Here is a 15507-nt window from a genome sequence, read left to right on the forward strand (position 1 = left end):
GGTGCTCGTCGTCGGGTTCGGCAGCGGCCCGCTGCAGGCCAACTGCTACCTGCTGGCGGCGGCCGCCGGCGGGCCGTGCGTGGTCGTGGATCCGGGGCAGGAGGTGGCCGCGCCGCTGGCCGCCGCGCTCGCCGAGCACCGGCTGGTCCCGGCCGCTCTGCTGGCCACCCACGGCCACCCCGACCACGTCGCCTCGGCGGCCGCGCTGTCGGCCGAACACGGCGTCCCGCTGCACCTGCACCCGGACGACGCTCCGCTGTACGACGGCGAGAGCGTCCCCCTCGCGCCGGGTTCGTTCGCGGGACTGGACGTCGACGTCCGGCACGTGCCCGGGCACACCCCGGGCTCGGTGGCGCTGGGCCTGGAGACGCCCGAGGGCGGGCGGCTCGCGCTGACCGGCGACACGCTGTTCGCCGGGTCGGTCGGCCGCGGGGACGTGGCAGAGGCGGTGCGGGACCTGCTGGCGGCGTTCCCGGACGACACGGTGGTGCTGCCGGGCCACGGCCCGGCGACGACGATCGGCCGGGAACGCGCGGGCAACCCGTTCCTCGCCGGGACAGGGGCGTGACGGTGGCCGAACGCATCGCGTTGTTCGAGGAGGACCCGCGCGGCCGCCGCCGCCGCGGGATCTCGGGCCTGATCGGCGTGGTGATCGTCGCGGCGGCGTTCGGCGGGATCGCCGGCCTGATCGGCGGCACGGTGACCGGCCTGGTCGTCGCGCTGGTGATCGCCCTGCCGCTGCTGTACGTGATGGCGGTCAGCATCCGGCGCCGCGTCTGGCTGGAGGGCTCGACGCTGCTCGTGCGCACGTGGGGGCTGCGCCGGGTCGACCTGGTGACCGCGACCCGCCTCGACCTCGTCGTCGGCGACGTCCGGGGCAGCCGCACGGTGAGCCTGCTGGTCAACGCGGGACAGCGGGGGAAGGTGGCGAAGGTCGACCTCGCCGTGTTCTCCGGGACCGGCGGGCGCGAGCTGGGCATCCTGCCGCTGCGGAAGCTCGCGAACGCGCTGATGAACAACACCGAGGCGAACGGCCTCGTGTTCGGCGAGCTGCTGGTCGCCGAGCTGAAGGCGGAGGCCCGCGGCGGCGGCGTGGCGGAGCGCCCGCTCTACCGGCTGGCGTCGGTGGCGCCGTCGGGCAAGTACGTGCAGCGCTTCACGATGGAAGCGGTCAGCCGGTTCGTGGCAACGCTGGACTGAGTTTTTCCGTGCCGAGGTGTCCCGCGGGCTCGCGGGAGGCGATCAGCGCGGCCAGGACGGTGGTCACCGGCACGGCGGCGACGATGCCGACGCTGCCGGCCAGCGTCCGGATGATCTCCTGCGCGATGTCCTCGCTGCCGAGCAGCGCGCCGAGCCCGACGCCGGAGATCGACGAGTACAGCAGCACCGGGAGCGCGGCCCCGGCGTAGGCCATCACGAGGGTGTTGACCGCCGAGCCGACGTGGTCGCGGCCGATCCGCAGCCCGGAGCTGTAGAGCTCGCGCCAGGTCAGGTCCGGGTTGGCGCGCCGGAGCTCCCAGACGGCGCTGGTCTGGGTGACGGTGACGTCGTCGAGCACGCCGAGGGCGCCGATCACGACGCCGGCGAGCAGCAGCCCGCGCGCGTCGATGCCGTGGCCGAGCGAGCCGATCAGCGTCGAGGTGCTGTCGTCGAGCCCGGTCAGCGAGGCGGCGGCGGAGAAGATCGCGGACAGGACGCCGATGAGGGCGAGGCTGACGAGCGTCCCGAGCACGGCGGCGGAGGTCCGCGCGGAGAGCCCGTGGGTCAGGTAGAGGGCGATGAACATGATCGCGCCCGCCCCGGCGATGGCCACGAGCAGGGGATTTTCCCCGGCGAGGATGGCCGGGAGGATGAACAGCGCGATGACGACGAAGGAGAGCCCGAGCGCGACGAGCGCGGCAATGCCCTGCCACCGGCCGAGCACCAGGACGGCGACGGCGAAGAGCGCGGCGAGCACGAGCAGCGGGGTGCCGCGCTGGAAGTCGACGAGCTGGAAGCTGGCGGGATCGTCCGGGTTGCCGTTGTTGTAGGCGAGCACGACGGCGTCCCCGGCGGCGAAGCGCGGGGTGCTGGGCTCGATGGGGACGGTGAGACGCAGCGGCTTCCCGGTGGCCGGGCCGTCGGTCATGGTGAGGTCGACGGTCAGGCAGGGTTTCGCGTTCGGGTCCGTCTGGTCGCCGACCTGGACCTGGCCCTGGGCGAGGCAGGGGCCGGTGCTGGTGGCGCGGATGTCGGCGTGCACGGGCGTGCCCTGCGGGACGACGCTGGTGGGGGAGGGTTTGCCCCAGGGATAGAGGACGATCATGCCGACGACGGTGGCGAGGGCCAGCGGGGCGAGCAGCCAGATCAGGAGCAGCCGGACACGGCGCGACGCCGGGGCGGCGGGGCCGTGGCCATGGCCGTGACCGTGTCCGTGTCCGTGACCGACGTGGGCTTCCGGGGTCTTGCGCCGGGGGCGGGCGCCGGTTTCGGCAGCTTGTTGTGGGCCGGTGTCGCCCCGGCGGGTGCGGCGGTCGCTCCCGGTGGCTTGCTGCGGCCCGGTGTCCCCGCGGCGGCGGGGTGTCTCCGCGCGGCCGTTCTCGCCCGGGACCCGCGGCGACCCGGAGCGGGCGGCGCGCTGCGGTCCGGTGTCGCCCCGCTTGTCCGCGGCCGGGACCCGTTGTGCACCGGTCCCGGTCCGGCGGTGGGCGGGATCGGCCGCCCGGCGGGTGCCTTCGGGCGGCGTGCGGCGGGCGGGCTTCCGGGGCGCTCCCGGCGTTCCGGACGCGCCGCCGGCCGGGGAAGGGGACACCTCGTCCGTGATCCGGCGAATCGGGCCGGTTGCGTCGTCGTCCAGGTCGGGGCGGTCCACCCGCACATCCTGACAGCGGGATCCCGCACCCCGCGCGAGGGGCCGCCGACGGCCCGGTTCGTCCCGGTACGCCGATCTGGCGTGATCAGAACCGCATCTCGCGTGATTGAGCGGGTATCTCGCGTGCTTGGCGGGGCATCAGCCGTGGGCTTGGCGGACGTGGACTCGCCGGTAGGCCGACGGGGGCGTGTCGAAGTGGTCGAGGAAGGCCTGGCGCAACGTCTCCGTCGAGCCGAAGCCGCAGCGGCGGGCGATCGTGGCCAGCGGGAGGTCCGTGCCCGACAACAACCGCGCCGCGTGCTCCGTGCGGATCGTGCGGACGTAGCGGCCCGGGGTCGTGCCGAGGTGCGCGTCGAACAGGCGGGTCAGCTGGCGGGTGCTGATCCCCGCGCGGGCCGCCAGCGCCGGCGTGCCGAGGTCGGCGTCGAGGTGCTCGGTGATGTACGCCGTGAGGTCGCGGACCTCGCGGTGCTCCGGTGGCGGTCCGGCCAGGAACAAGCTCACCTGGGCCTGGTTCCCGGGCCGCTGCAGGTACGTGACGAGCATCCGGGCCGCCTCGCGGGCCAGCGACGGGCCGTGGTCGGCCTCCACCAGCGACAGCGTCAGGTCCAGTCCGCTCGTCACGCCCGCCGCCGTGTAGACGTTGCCGTGGCGGACGTACAGCGGCACCGGGTCCACCGTCACCGCCGGGTACTCCCGGGCCAGCCGGTCCGCGTAGCGCCAGTGGGTCGTCGCGCGGCGGCCGTTGAGCAACCCCGCCGCCGCGAGCACCTCCGCGCCCGTGCACACCGACGCCACCCGGCGGCTGGTGCGGGCGAGCCGCCGCACGTGGGCCAGGACGCGCTCGTCGGCCGCCGCGGCCGTGCTGCCCCAGCCACCCGACACGACCAGTGTGTCCAGGTCGCCGGCGACCTGGTCGAGGCGCAGGTGCGGCTGCAGCGTCAGCCCGGAGCAGGTGCGGATGCCGTGGCCGTCGACCGAGGCCAGCTGCAGCTCGTACGGCGGTCGCGCGCCGAGCCGGTTCGCCGCGTCGAACACGTCGGCGGGGCAGGCGATGTCCAGCAGCTCGGCGTCGGCGTAACCGACGATCACGACCCGTCTGGGTGACCCTGCCATGGTCGAACGCTAGCAGTCCCGCCCGGCACTCGGACGTGGTTCGCAGGAATTCGGACATTCGTGCCACCCCCGGCCGCCGGCCCCGCCACGGTGGACCGCATGACCGATGAGCAGAAGACCATCGCCTTCGTCGTCTACCCCGGCCTGACGCCGCTCGACCTCGTGGGTCCGCTGCAGGTGCTGAGCGCGCTCGGGCAGCTGGACCCGCGCTTCCGGACCGTCGTCGTCGGCGCCACGAAGGACACCGTCGGCACCGACACGCCGTTGCGGATCGCCCCGAGCCACACCTTCGACGAGGTGCCGGCGCCCTTCGCGGTACTGGTGCCCGGCGGCACCGTCCCGACGCTGCACGCGATGGCGGACGAGCGCCTCCTCGCCTGGCTGCGCACCGCGGCCGGCTCCGCGGAGCTGGTGACGTCGGTGTGCACCGGCTCGCTCGTCCTCGGCGCGGCCGGGCTCCTGGCCGGCAGGCAGGCGACCACGCACTGGATGTTCCGCGACCTGCTGACCGCCCTCGGCGCGACCCCGGTCGCCCGGCGGTGGGTCGAGGACGGCCCGGTGATCACCGCGGCGGGCGTCTCGGCCGGCATCGACCTGGCCCTGCACCTGGCGGAGCGGCTGGCCGGGCGCCAGGTCGCGACGAACATCCAGTTCGCCATCGAGTACGACCCCGAGCCGCCGCAGGGGGCGCTGGACTGGGCGAACCAGCCGTACGGCGACCTGAAGCCGCTGCGGGAGCACACGCTGCGCGAAGGGCTGAAGGAGCATCCGGAGCTGATGGAGAAGCTCCTCGCGCACGCCTGAGCCGACGTTCGCTCGTTTCCGCTGCTCCCAGCCCGGTTTGTGGTTAGGGTGCAGTGGTGCGAACGGGTCGATCCGGGCGGAAGGAGATCGCGCTTTTCCTCGGCGCGTGCTGAACGATGAGCTCGCAGGACGGTAAGCCAGCGGAAGAAGAGGTCGTGGCGGGTGCCACCACGGACCTCGCCAACGCCCCGGAGACGACGGGACCCGGACACCCGCCCGACGAGCATGTCCCCCTCGACCTCGCCGCCGACAAGCCGGCCGCCACCGACCGCGTCGTGTTCTGGGTGGCGGCGGTGCTCGCGGTCGCGATCATCGCCTGGGGAGTGCTCGCCCCGGGCAGCCTCGCCGACGTCGCGTCCACTGTCCTGAACGACGCCGTGATCCCCTACGGCGGCTGGGCTTTCGTGCTCACCGCCAGCGGGTTCGTGCTCTTCGCGGTGTGCCTGGCCATCAGCCGGTACGGCCGGATCCCGCTGGGGCAGGACACGGAACTGCCCGAGTTCCGGACGTCGTCGTGGATCGCGATGATGTTCAGCGCCGGGATGGGGATCGGCCTGATGTTCTTCGGCGTGTACGAACCGGTGTCCCACCTCGCCAGCCCGCCACCGGGCACCGCGGCCCCCGGCTCCGACGGAGCCGTCCACACCGCGATGGCGACGACGCTGTTCCACTGGACCGTGCACCCGTGGGCGATCTACGCGGTCGTCGGCCTCGCGATCGCCTACAGCACCTTCCGCAGGGGCCGCAGCCAGCTGATCAGCTCCGTGTTCGCCCCGCTGTTCGGGGAACGGCGCACCGAAGGCCCGCTGGGCAAGGCGATCGACGTCATGGCGATCTTCGCCACGCTCTTCGGCTCGGCCGCCTCGCTCGGCCTCGGCGCGCTGCAGGTCGGCGGCGGGATGGGCGCCGTCGGCTGGATCGACGACCCGGGCAAGGGCCTGCTGGTCGCGATCATCGCGATCCTCACCATCGCGTTCATCGCCTCGGCCGTGTCCGGGGTGGCCAAGGGCATCCAATGGCTGTCCAACATCAACATGGTGCTCGCCGCGGTGCTCGCGGTGTTCGTGCTGGTGGTCGGGCCGACCGTGCTGATTCTCAACATCGTGCCCGGCGCGATCGGCGACTACTTCCGCGAGTTCGCCGAGATGTCCGGCCGCACCGGGATGACCGGCGGCGAGCAGATGCAGACCTGGCTCGGCGGCTGGACGGTCTTCTACTGGGCGTGGTGGATCTCGTGGACGCCGTTCGTCGGAATGTTCATCGCGCGGATCTCGCGCGGCCGCACCATCCGGCAGTTCATCTTCGGGGTCATCGCGATCCCGAGCATCGTGAGCCTGCTGTGGTTCGCGATCTTCGGCGGCGCGGCGATCAGCAGGCAGCGGGCGGGCACGGACATCGCGGGCGCGGGCAGCGCCCAGTCGGCGACGTTCGAGCTGCTGGAGACCCTGCCGTGGTTCGTGCCGATCGCGGTCCTGGTGATGCTCCTGGTGTCGATCTTCTTCGTCTCCGGCGCGGACGCCGCGTCGGTGGTGATGGGGACGCTGTCCCAGCGCGGCAGCGTGCATCCGCGGAAGGGCGTGGTGGTCTTCTGGGGTGTGCTGATGGGCGCCGTCGCGGCGGTCATGCTGCTGGTCGGCGGGAACGAGGCGCTGACCGGGTTGCAGAACCTCACCATCCTGATCGCGGTGCCGTTCCTGTTCGTGATGGTCGGGCTGTGCGTGTCGGTCTGGATGGACCTGCGCCACGACCCGTTGATGCAGCAGGAGGACGCGATGATGCGGTCGCTGAAGGAACTGCACGAGGAACGCACCGACGCCGCCGCCGAGCGCCGTCGCCTGCGCGGGCGCACCCGCCGCACCTGAACCGACCGGTTACCGGGTGCGACGAGGGGGTACCTCTCCGGGGGGAGGTGAGGAGATGACATCCCGCAGCACCCCGGCCGTCCGGCACCGCACCGCGGTGGTCGGCGCGGCCGCCGGACTGGTCCTGCTGGCCGGGCTCTACCTCGTACTCGCCCCGTGGATCGCCGGCTTCGGCGGCGCGGGCGTGCTCGCGCTCAGCGACACGGTGCTCGGTCTCGTCCTGGTCGCGCTGGCGATCGCCCGCGCGGCGACGCGGCGCGTGCGCCTGCTGGGCTGGGTCGTCCCGGTCCTCGGCGTGTGGGTGGCGCTTTCGCCGTGGCTGCTGTCCTCGGCGGGGGAGACACCGCCGTCGACGGCCGCGCTGGTCGGCAACGTCGTCGCGGGCGCGGTGGTCGTGGTGGCCGGCGTGTGCTCGGCGCTCGCGGGCGAGCGCTGAGCACGCTCCGGGTGGACGTGCCGGCCCCGAGGGGGGCAAGCTCCGCCCAGGAGCGCGTGCGGGTGGAGGGGCCCGCCGCCGACCCCTGGGAGGCGTGCTGGACCCCGCCGAGATCACGACCTCGAACCCGGGCAAGATCTACTACCCCGAGGCCGGGCTGACCAAGGGCGACGTCGTCGGGCACTACCGGACGGTCGCCGAGGCGATGGTGCCGCACCTGCGCGGCCGGCCGCTGACCCTGCGCCGCTACCCGAACGGCATCGCGGGCCAGACCTGGTACCAGAAGGAGGTCAGCCCGAAGCTGCCCTCCTGGATCCGCGTCGAGGCGATCCCGCAGCGGACGACCAGCGACGTGCGGCACGTCATCTGCGACGACGGGGAGGCCGTTTCACGTTCGGATCCGGAGCCAGTCGCCGTCGGCCTTGCCCAGGCGGTACTCGCCGCCGGCGCGTTTCGCGTAGATCCCGCCGAGGCCGTTCTCCCGCGCCGCGGCGAGCACGGCCTCGCCGCCGCCGTGGAAGTAGCGCGGCACCTGCCAGTTGCCGCCGGACAGGCCGAGGTCGGCCAGCATGTCCCGGCGTTCGAGGTAGGGCAGGTCCAGCGTCGTCCGGCCTTCGTAGTGCAGCAGGTCGTAGGCGAAGAAGAACGCCGGGCAGTGCTTGGCCATCCGCTTGGCGTCGTTGCCCTCGGCGCGGCCGCGCCGGACGAGCCCCGCGGGATCCGGGCGCCCGTCGCAGACCACGACCATCTCGCCGTCGAGCAGCACCTCCGTCGAGCCCAGGGTTTCGCCGAGCTTGTGCAGCTCCGGCCAGCGTCCGATGACGTCGGCGCCGGTGTCGTCGTGCGCGGCGATGCGGCCGCCGGACACGCACAGCATCGTGCGGGCGCCGCCCCAGTCGAACTCGTAGGCCCAATCGCCGTCCTCGGCGGGCAGTTCGCCGTCGACCGCGGTCATCGGCTCGAGGAACTCGGGGGAGTCCTCGTGCCCGGGCTCGGCCGGGTCGAGGCGGCGCAGCGTCCAGTCGCCCTCGTCCTCGGGGTTGTGCCGGTTGAGGAAGAGGTACTTACCGTTCGCCTTGCCGCCGTGGAAGACGACCTCGACCTTGTGGTTGTTCCAGTGCAGGGTTTCGTAGCGCCCGGTGTCCCAGATCGCCATCCACCCGCCGCCGTACTCGCCGGCCGGGATCTCGCCCTCGAAGTCGAGGTACTCCATGGGGTGGTCTTCGGTGTGCACCGCCAGGCGCGTGACGCCGGGGGAGAGCGGCAGGCCCTTCGGCACCGCCCACGAGACCAGCACGCCGTCGCGCTCCAGCCGGAAGTCCCAGTGCAGCCGGGTGGCGTGGTGTTCCTGGATGACGAACAGGTTGTCGTTCCCAGGTTGCGGCGGGCCTTCCGGCCACGGTTCGGGAGTGCGGGAGCGACGCCGCTTGCGCCGGTACTCCTCGAGTCTGTCGGCCATGGGCGCCCCGGTACCCCTTCCGCTCGAAGAGCTTCCAGGGTAGCGGGTCACGGTGTCGCGACGGTGGCCGCCAACCCGGCGATCCCCTCCGGGCCGACGCGGCAGCAGCCGCCGATCAGCCGGGCGCCGGCGTCGACCCAGCTCCGCACGTCCGCCGGCGCCCAGCTCGCCCGGCCGGTCCACCGGCGGGCCGCGGCGTCCCACACCTCGCCGCTGTTGGGGTAGACGACCACCGGTTTCCCGGTGGCCGCCGCCGCGAGCGCGACGGCGGCCGGGACGTCTTCCGGTGCGCTGCAGTTGATCCCGGTGGCGATCACCTGCGGGACCCCGGCGGCGAGCGCGAAGGCCTCGCCGAGCGGCTGGCCGGCCCGGGTCGAGGTCCCGGCCACGGTGTAGGACAGCCACAGCGGGACGTCCAGCTCCGCCGCGATCGCGACGAGGACCGCGGCTTCCTCGACGTCCGGGATGGTTTCGACGGCGAACAGGTCCGGCCCGGCCTCGGCGAGGACCGCCAGCCGCGGCAGGTGGAACTCGCGCAGCCGCGCCGCGCTCAGGCCGTACCGGCCCCGGTACTCCGAGCCGTCGGCCAGGGACGCGCCGTACGGCCCGACCGAGGCGGCGATCCACAGTGGACGATCCGGGCCCGCGTCCCGGGCCGTCTTCGCGAGGGAAACGCTGCGGCGCAACAGCTCCGCGGTCTCCTCGGCGGAAATGCCGTGGCGGGCGAAGCCGGGGAAGCTGGCCTGGTAGCTCGCGGTGAGGACGACGCTCGCCCCGGCCGCGAAATAGGCGAGGTGCGCGTCGACGAGGGCCGCGGGATCGTCACGCAGGAGGCGCGCGGTCCACAGCTCGTCGGACAGGTCGTGCCCGGCGGCTTCCAGCTGGTTGGACAGCCCGCCGTCGAGGACGACGGGGCCGCGGGACAACGCGGTTTCGAGAGACGGCACGCGGGCGAACGTAGCATTCCCAGTCCGTGAGAGCCGATCTTCCCGCCTCGTAGGATCCCCGAGCCGAACGTCCACAAGGGACGTCCACCCCGGAAGAGTGAGCATGACGCCGAACACGCCCGCCGAACAGCCCGTGAAACGCCGGTTCGGCCTGCTGACCGCTGTGTGCCTGGTCACCGGCAACATCATCGGCGGCGGGGTGTTCCTGCTGCCCGCGACGGTGGCGCCGTACGGCACGGTGAGCCTCGTCGCACTGGGGGTGCTCACCGTGGGCGCGGTGGCGCTGGCGGTGCTCTTCGGCAGGCTTGCCGCCCGGACGCCGGTCACCGGCGGGCTCTACGTCTACCCGCGCGAGGCTTTCGGGGACTTCGCCGGTTTTGTCTCGGTCTGGTCCTACTGGACGATGACGTGGGCCAGCAACGCGGCGCTGGCGGTCGCGGCGGTGGGGTACCTGCAGATCCTGCTCCCGGTGCCCGGCGGCGCCGGCTGGCAGGCGCTGCTCGCCCTGGCGGCGTTGTGGCTGCCCGCGCTGACGAACTTCGCCGGGCTCAAGTACGTCGCCGCCGCGCAGATCGTCTCGACGGTCCTGAAGTTCCTGCCGCTGGCGGTGGTCGCCCTTGTCGGGCCGTTCTTCGTCCACGCGGGCAACTTCGGCCCGTTCGACGCGACGGGCCAGGGCGTCCTGCCCTCGATGTCGGCGGCCGCGGCGATCCTGCTGTACTCCTACCTCGGGGTCGAGTCGGCGGCGGTCAGCGCCGGCGAGGTGCGGAACCCGAAACGTAATGTCATCCGCGCGGGCGTCCTGGGCACGGTCGCCGCCGCGGTGGTCTACGTGCTGGGCACCGTCGCCGTGTTCGGCCTGGTGCCCCACACCGCGCTGGCCGGGTCGGCGGCGCCGTTCTCCGACGCGTTGAACGCGCTGTTCGGCGGGACAGCCGGTGGCGTGGTGATGGCCGTCGCGGCCGTGCTGTCGATCGTCGGCGCGCTCAACGGCTGGATCCTGATGAGCGCCCAGATGCCCTACGCGGCCGCCGTCGACGGGCTCTTCCCGCGGGTGTTCACCCGGGTGCGCCGGGGCGTGCCCTGGGCCGGCGCGCTGATCGGCGTCGTCCTGGCCTCCGTGCTGATCCTCTTCAACCACTTCGCCGGGGCCGGGCAGGTCTTCCGGGTCCTGGTGCTGATCACGAGCTTCACCGCGGCGGTGCCCTACCTGCTGTCCGCGGCCGCCCAGCTCCACTGGCTGGCGCGCGGCGACCGCGAGAAGGTCCGCGGTGGACGCCTGGCGCTGGACGTCACCGTGGCCGGGGTGTCGTTCGCCGTGTCGCTGTGGCTGATCGCCGGCGCCGGCTACGCCGCGGTGTACCAGGGCACGTTGTTCCTCGCCGCCGGGCTGCTCGTGCACGTCTGGCTCTCGGCCCGGCGGCCGGCGTCGTGAGGGGAAGCCGAGCCGCTTCCCCGCACGACGCCGGCGGTCAGTCCGTTTCCGCCATGGCTTCGGCGAACTGAGCCGCGTACAGCCGCGCGTACGCGCCCCCGCTGTGCAGCAGCGTTTCGTGGTCGCCCTGCTCGACGATGCGGCCGTGCTCCATCACCAGGATCACGTCCGCGTCGCGGATCGTCGAGAGGCGGTGCGCGATGACGAAGCTCGTGCGGCCACTGCGCAGCGAGTTCATCGCCCGCTGGATGAGCACCTCGGTGCGGGTGTCGACCGAGCTGGTCGCCTCGTCGAGGATGAGGATGACCGGCTTGGCCAGGAACGCCCGCGCCACGGTGATCAGCTGCTTCTCACCCGCGCTGACCGTGCCGCCCTCGTCGTCGAGCACGGTCTCGTACCCGTCCGGCAGGGTGCGCACGAAGCGGTCCACGTGCGTCGCCTTCGCCGCTTCGACGATCTCCTCGCGGCTCGGGTTGTCGGCGCCGTAGGCGATGTTCTCCGCGATCGTGCCGCCGAACAGCCACGCGTCCTGCAGCACCATGCCGGTCTGGTCGCGCAGTTCTTCGCGGTTCATCTTCGCGATGTCGACGCCGTCGAGCGTGATCCGCCCGCCGTCGAGCTCGTAGAACCGCATGAGCAGGTTGACCAGAGTCGTCTTCCCCGCGCCGGTCGGACCGACGATCGCCACCGTCTGACCGGGCTCGACGGTCAGCGAGAGGTCGTCGATCAGCGGCTTGTCCGGCTGGTAGCGGAACGAGACGTCCTGGAACTCCACGCGCCCCCGGACCACCGCCGGCCGTTCCGGCGAAGCGGGCTCCGGCGCCTGCTCCTCGGCGTCGAGCAGCGCGAACACCCGCTCGGCCGAGGCGACGCCGGACTGCAGCAGGTTCGCCATGCTGGCGATCTGCGTGACCGGCTGGCTGAACTGGCGCGAGTACTGGATGAACGCCTGCACCTCGCCGAGCGTCAGGCTGCCCGACGCGACGCGCAGCGCGCCGATCACCGCCACCAGCACGTAGCTCAGGTTGCCGATGAACATCATCGCCGGCTGGATCATCCCGGAGATGAACTGCGCCTTGAAGCTCGCCTGGTACAGCGTCTCGTTCTGCTTGTCGAAGATCGCCGCGGACTCCGCGCGGCGGCCGAACACCTTGACCAGCGAGTGCCCGGTGTACATCTCCTCGACGTGGGCGTTGAGCTTCCCGGTCGTCGACCACTGCTTGATGAAGTTCGGCTGCGCCCGCTTGCCGATCTTCGCGGCCAGGATCGCCGACGCCGGCACGGTCACCAACACGATCAGCGCCAGCAGCGGCGAGATCAGGAACATCATGATCAGCACGCCGATCACCGTCAGCAGCGACGAGACGATCTGCGAGAGCGTCTGCTGCAGCGACTGCGCCAGGTTGTCGATGTCGTTGGTGACGCGGGAAAGCACCTCGCCGCGCGGCTGGCGGTCGAAGTACTTCAGCGGCAGCCGCGCGAACTTGTTCTCGACATCCTGGCGCAGCCGGTACACCGCCTGCTGCACCAGGGTGGTCGTCAGCCGGGCCTGGATGAGCCCGAAGAACGCCGAGAAGACGAACAGCGCCAGCACGATCAGCAGGATCCGGCCGACCGCGTCGAAGTCGATGCCGGCGCCGGGCACCAGGTCGACCCGGCTGTAGATGTCGGCGAGCGTGCTGTCGCCGCGGGCCCGCAGGCCGGCGACGATCTGCTCCTTGGTCACCCCCGGCGGCACCTGCTTGCCGAGCACGCCGGCGAGGATGAGGTCGGTGGCGTGGCCGAGGATCTTCGGCCCGATGACGGTCAGCGCGACGCTGGCCGCGCCCAGCACCAGCACGCCGATCAGAGCGGCCCGCTGCGGTCTCAGCAGCCGCAGCAGCCGCTTGAGGGATCCCTTGAAGTCGAGGGCCTTCTCCGGCGGCGCGCCGCCCGACATCCACCGGGCGGCCCCGCCGGCGGCGTTCCCGGTGTTCTGCTGCCGCTCGGCGGCCGGCCGTTCCCCGGCGTCGGTGACGGCGGCTTTGGCGGATTCCGTGGTACTCACGCCGCCTCCTGTTCGGTCAGCTGGGACAGCACGATCTCGCGGTAGGTTTCGTTGCCGTCGAAGAGTTCGTGGTGGGTGCCGGTGCCGACGACGCGGCCTTCGTCGAGGACGATGATCCGGTCGGCGTTCCGGATGGTGCTCACCCGCTGCGCGACGATGACCACCGTGGCGTCCTTCGTCTCCGCCACCAGCGCGCGGCGCAGGGCCGCGTCGGTCGCGTAGTCGAGCGCCGAGAACGAGTCGTCGAACAGGTAGATCTCCGGTTTGTGCACCAGCATCCGGGCGATCGCGAGCCGTTGCCGCTGGCCGCCCGAGACGTTCGTGCCGCCCTGGGCGATCGGCGCTTCGAGCCCCTCGGGCATCGCCTCGACGAAGTCCTTGCCCTGCGCCACTTCCAGCGCGTGCCACAGCTCTTCGTCGGTCGCGTCCGGGTTGCCGTAGCGCAGGTTGCTCGCCACCGTGCCGGCGAACAGGTACGGCTTCTGCGGCACCAGCCCGACCGCGCGGGCGAGCACGTCCGGATCGAGGTCGCGCACGTCGACGCCGTCGACCTTCACCGTGCCGGCGGTGGCGTCCATCAGCCGGGGGATCAGGTTGAGCAGCGTGGTCTTGCCGGTCCCGGTCGACCCGATCACGGCGGTGGTCTCACCCGGCCGCCCGATCAGCGAAATGTCGCACAGCACCGGCTTCTCCGCGCCGGGGTACCGGAACTCCACACCGGAGAGCTCCAGGTGCCCGTGCACCGCGCCGGGCCGGATCGGCGACACCGGCGGGCGGACGCTCGAGGCGGTGTCCAGCACCTCGCTGACCCGCTCGGCGCTGACCTCCGCGCGCGGCACCATCATGAACATGAACGTGGCCATCATGACGGCCATCAGGATCTGCAGCAGGTAGGACAGGAACGCCGTCATGGCACCGATCTGCATGCTGCCGGAGTCGATCCGCTGCCCGCCGAACCACAGCACCGCGACGCTGGACACGTTCACCACCAGCGTCACGATCGGGAACATCAGCGCCATCAGCCGCCCGACCCGCAGCGACACGGTGAGCAGCTCGTCGTTGGCGACGTCGAAGCGCGCGCGTTCGTGCTTATCGCGCACGAACGCCCGGATGACCCGGATGCCCATGATCTGCTCGCGCAGGATCTGGTTGATCCGGTCGATGCGCTCCTGCATCGACCGGAACGCGGGGCGCATCTTCGCGATGATCGTGCCGAGGGCGACGGCCAGCACCGGCACGATGACCAGCAGCAGCGACGACAGCGGCACGTCGAGGTTGAGGGCGAGGATGATCCCGCCGACGCACATGATCGGCGCGGACACCATCAGCGTCAGCGTCATCAGCACCAGCATCTGGATCTGCTGGACGTCGTTGGTGGTGCGGGTGATCAGCGACGGCGTGCCGAACTGGCCGACCTCGCGGGCCGAGAAGTCCTGCACCCGGTGGAAGACGCCGGCGCGGATGTCGCGGCCGATCGCCATCGCCGTACGGGCGCCGAAGTACACCGCGCCGATCGAGCCGGCGATCTGGGCCAGCGTGACGGCGAGCATCATCGCGCCGACCCGCAGGATGTACGCCATGTCGCCCTTGATCAGGCCGTCGTCGATGATGTCGGCGTTCAGCGTCGGCAGGTAGAGCATGGCGACCGTCTGCACCAGCTGGAGCGCGACGATCACCCACAGGGTGCCCCGGTACGGGCGCAGGTGACTGCGCAGGAGCTTGACTAGCACAACGATTCCCCCAGAGGAGTGGTGGTGGTGTTCGGTTCGGGGTCCGCGGTCGCGCCGGCCAGGGTCGGCATCCCGGCGGACAGCTCGTCCAGCAGCCGCTCCAGGGTCGGCAGGAGCGGTTCGCCCTCGGTGAACCAGTTGACGAAGGCGACGCGGACGGCGCTTTCCACCGAGGAGGCCATCAACCGGCACAACAGGTGGTCCACACCGCCCACCCGCTTCGCGATCGTTTCGGCGAGGACCCGCTCGACCGCCGCGTGGGCGTTCAGGAATTCCCCGCGCAGCATGAGCTGGCCCATCAGCTCCCGGATACGCGCAACATACGCGCGATCCGGCTCGCCCTCACGTGAATATTGCTCCAGCACCGCCTGCTTGACGGACTCCCAGAGCGGCTCGCCCGCCGGCCGGGCGAGCAGGGCTTCGCGCATCCCCTCGTGCCGGTCGACGACGACCGAGCAGACCGCCTGCTCCTTGCTGGAGAAGTAGTTGTTGAACGTCCGCGGGGAGACTCCCACTTCGGTGGCGATGTCCTCCACCCGGACGTTCTCCAGTCCCCGCTCCAGCGTCAGCCGCAGCGCGGCCTGCGCGAGCGCGCGGCGGGCCTCGCGCTTCTTCCGCTCGCGCAGGGTCAGCTGCTTCGGTGGTTCTTCCGGCGGCATGTGCAGAGTGTAGCGAAAAAATTGCGTGCCCCGCAAAAATTTGCGTGGCACGCAAAGTTGGGACGAATCGGACGCGACCTGGGACTTCCCGGGAACAGCCTTCCTCAGCTGCGGGTTCGGCGGCCATGTGCGCTCTGTTGCGGGGTGCAAAGTGCAAAATT

13 protein-coding genes and 1 pseudogene are annotated in these 15507 nt (G+C 71.9%); 7 read left to right on the forward strand and 7 right to left on the reverse strand.

What is annotated here, in order from left to right:
* Position 1 precedes the first annotated feature (1 nt).
* Entirely contained in the window at positions 2-568 is a 567-nt protein-coding gene (locus tag I4Q55_RS20585) for an MBL fold metallo-hydrolase (RefSeq protein ID WP_206789793.1), read from the forward strand.
* Positions 569-570: 2 nt separating this feature from the next.
* The gene (locus I4Q55_RS20590) at positions 571-1200 is read left to right on the forward strand and encodes a hypothetical protein (protein ID WP_206789795.1); all 630 of its coding nucleotides are present in this window, start codon (positions 571-573) and stop codon (positions 1198-1200) included.
* On the opposite strand, the gene I4Q55_RS20595 is transcribed toward I4Q55_RS20590, so the two are convergent.
* Together I4Q55_RS20595 and I4Q55_RS20600 are read right to left on the reverse strand one after the other, a co-directional pair.
* Entirely contained in the window at positions 1172-2851 is a 1680-nt protein-coding gene (locus I4Q55_RS20595) for a YibE/F family protein (protein WP_206789797.1), read from the reverse strand. The genes I4Q55_RS20590 and I4Q55_RS20595 overlap by 29 nt on opposite strands.
* A 138-nt stretch (positions 2852-2989) precedes the next feature.
* Complete coding sequence (locus I4Q55_RS20600; RefSeq protein WP_206789798.1) at positions 2990-3967, reverse strand: GlxA family transcriptional regulator; 978 nt, start codon at positions 3965-3967, stop codon at positions 2990-2992.
* A gap of 99 nt (positions 3968-4066) precedes the next feature.
* Here I4Q55_RS20600 and I4Q55_RS20605 point away from each other — a divergent pair, with 99 nt between their 5' ends.
* The 4 genes and pseudogenes from I4Q55_RS20605 to I4Q55_RS50980 all read left to right on the forward strand — a co-directional run.
* Positions 4067-4771, forward strand: coding sequence for a DJ-1/PfpI family protein (locus tag I4Q55_RS20605; RefSeq protein WP_206789799.1), 705 nt, complete (start codon positions 4067-4069; stop codon positions 4769-4771).
* A 116-nt stretch (positions 4772-4887) separates the two neighbouring features.
* Entirely contained in the window at positions 4888-6633 is a 1746-nt protein-coding gene (locus I4Q55_RS20610; RefSeq protein ID WP_206789800.1) for a BCCT family transporter, read from the forward strand.
* Between the two features lie 55 nt (positions 6634-6688).
* Positions 6689-7069, forward strand: coding sequence for an SPW repeat protein (locus tag I4Q55_RS20615; protein ID WP_206789801.1), 381 nt, complete (start codon positions 6689-6691; stop codon positions 7067-7069).
* 205 nt (positions 7070-7274) lie between these two features.
* Positions 7275-7394: pseudogene (locus tag I4Q55_RS50980) on the forward strand (ATP-dependent DNA ligase); the annotation flags it as partial.
* A gap of 63 nt (positions 7395-7457) precedes the next feature.
* Here I4Q55_RS50980 and I4Q55_RS20620 read toward each other — a convergent pair.
* Both I4Q55_RS20620 and mmuM read right to left on the reverse strand, forming a co-directional pair.
* A complete protein-coding gene (locus I4Q55_RS20620) occupies positions 7458-8528 on the reverse strand; it encodes a DNA polymerase ligase N-terminal domain-containing protein (protein WP_206789802.1) in 1071 nt (356 codons plus the stop codon).
* A 47-nt stretch (positions 8529-8575) separates the two neighbouring features.
* Positions 8576-9475 carry a homocysteine S-methyltransferase gene (gene mmuM, locus I4Q55_RS20625; protein WP_307793270.1) on the reverse strand — a complete coding sequence of 300 codons (900 nt, stop codon included), beginning with the start codon at positions 9473-9475 and terminating at the stop codon, positions 8576-8578.
* A gap of 103 nt (positions 9476-9578) precedes the next feature.
* Here mmuM and I4Q55_RS20630 point away from each other — a divergent pair, with 103 nt between their 5' ends.
* Positions 9579-10910, forward strand: coding sequence for an amino acid permease (locus tag I4Q55_RS20630; protein WP_206789804.1), 1332 nt, complete (start codon positions 9579-9581; stop codon positions 10908-10910).
* Between the two features lie 37 nt (positions 10911-10947).
* Here the strand turns inward: I4Q55_RS20630 and I4Q55_RS20635 are convergent, their stop codons facing one another.
* Genes I4Q55_RS20635 through I4Q55_RS20645 form a run of 3 tightly spaced genes read right to left on the reverse strand, consistent with a single transcriptional unit; the run spans position 10948 to position 15346 of the window.
* Positions 10948-12957, reverse strand: a complete 2010-nt coding sequence (locus I4Q55_RS20635; RefSeq protein WP_307793271.1) for an ABC transporter ATP-binding protein — start codon at positions 12955-12957, stop codon at positions 10948-10950.
* The gene (locus tag I4Q55_RS20640) at positions 12954-14687 is read right to left on the reverse strand and encodes an ABC transporter ATP-binding protein (protein ID WP_206789805.1); all 1734 of its coding nucleotides are present in this window, start codon (positions 14685-14687) and stop codon (positions 12954-12956) included. Before I4Q55_RS20640 ends, I4Q55_RS20635 begins: the two co-directional genes overlap by 4 nt.
* Positions 14681-15346, reverse strand: coding sequence for a TetR/AcrR family transcriptional regulator (locus I4Q55_RS20645; protein WP_206789806.1), 666 nt, complete (start codon positions 15344-15346; stop codon positions 14681-14683). Before I4Q55_RS20645 ends, I4Q55_RS20640 begins: the two co-directional genes overlap by 7 nt.
* Between the last annotated feature and the right edge of the window lie 161 nt (positions 15347-15507).

It is taken from the genome of Amycolatopsis sp. MtRt-6 (genome assembly GCF_017308975.1).
In the GTDB taxonomy this organism is placed as follows: domain Bacteria; phylum Actinomycetota; class Actinomycetes; order Mycobacteriales; family Pseudonocardiaceae; genus Amycolatopsis.

Excerpts from the sequence above, each read along its gene's own strand:
- I4Q55_RS20645 (WP_206789806.1), bottom strand. The coding sequence starts at position 15,346 with ATGCCGCCGGAAGAACCACCGAAGCAGCTGACCCTGCGCGAGCGGAAG.
- I4Q55_RS20620 (WP_206789802.1), bottom strand. The coding sequence starts at position 8,528 with ATGGCCGACAGACTCGAGGAGTACCGGCGCAAGCGGCGTCGCTCCCGC.
- I4Q55_RS20610 (WP_206789800.1), top strand. The coding sequence starts at position 4,888 with ATGAGCTCGCAGGACGGTAAGCCAGCGGAAGAAGAGGTCGTGGCGGGT.
- I4Q55_RS20600 (WP_206789798.1), bottom strand. The coding sequence starts at position 3,967 with ATGGCAGGGTCACCCAGACGGGTCGTGATCGTCGGTTACGCCGACGCC.
- I4Q55_RS20630 (WP_206789804.1), top strand. The coding sequence starts at position 9,579 with ATGACGCCGAACACGCCCGCCGAACAGCCCGTGAAACGCCGGTTCGGC.
- I4Q55_RS20605 (WP_206789799.1), top strand. The coding sequence starts at position 4,067 with ATGACCGATGAGCAGAAGACCATCGCCTTCGTCGTCTACCCCGGCCTG.
- I4Q55_RS20615 (WP_206789801.1), top strand. The coding sequence starts at position 6,689 with ATGACATCCCGCAGCACCCCGGCCGTCCGGCACCGCACCGCGGTGGTC.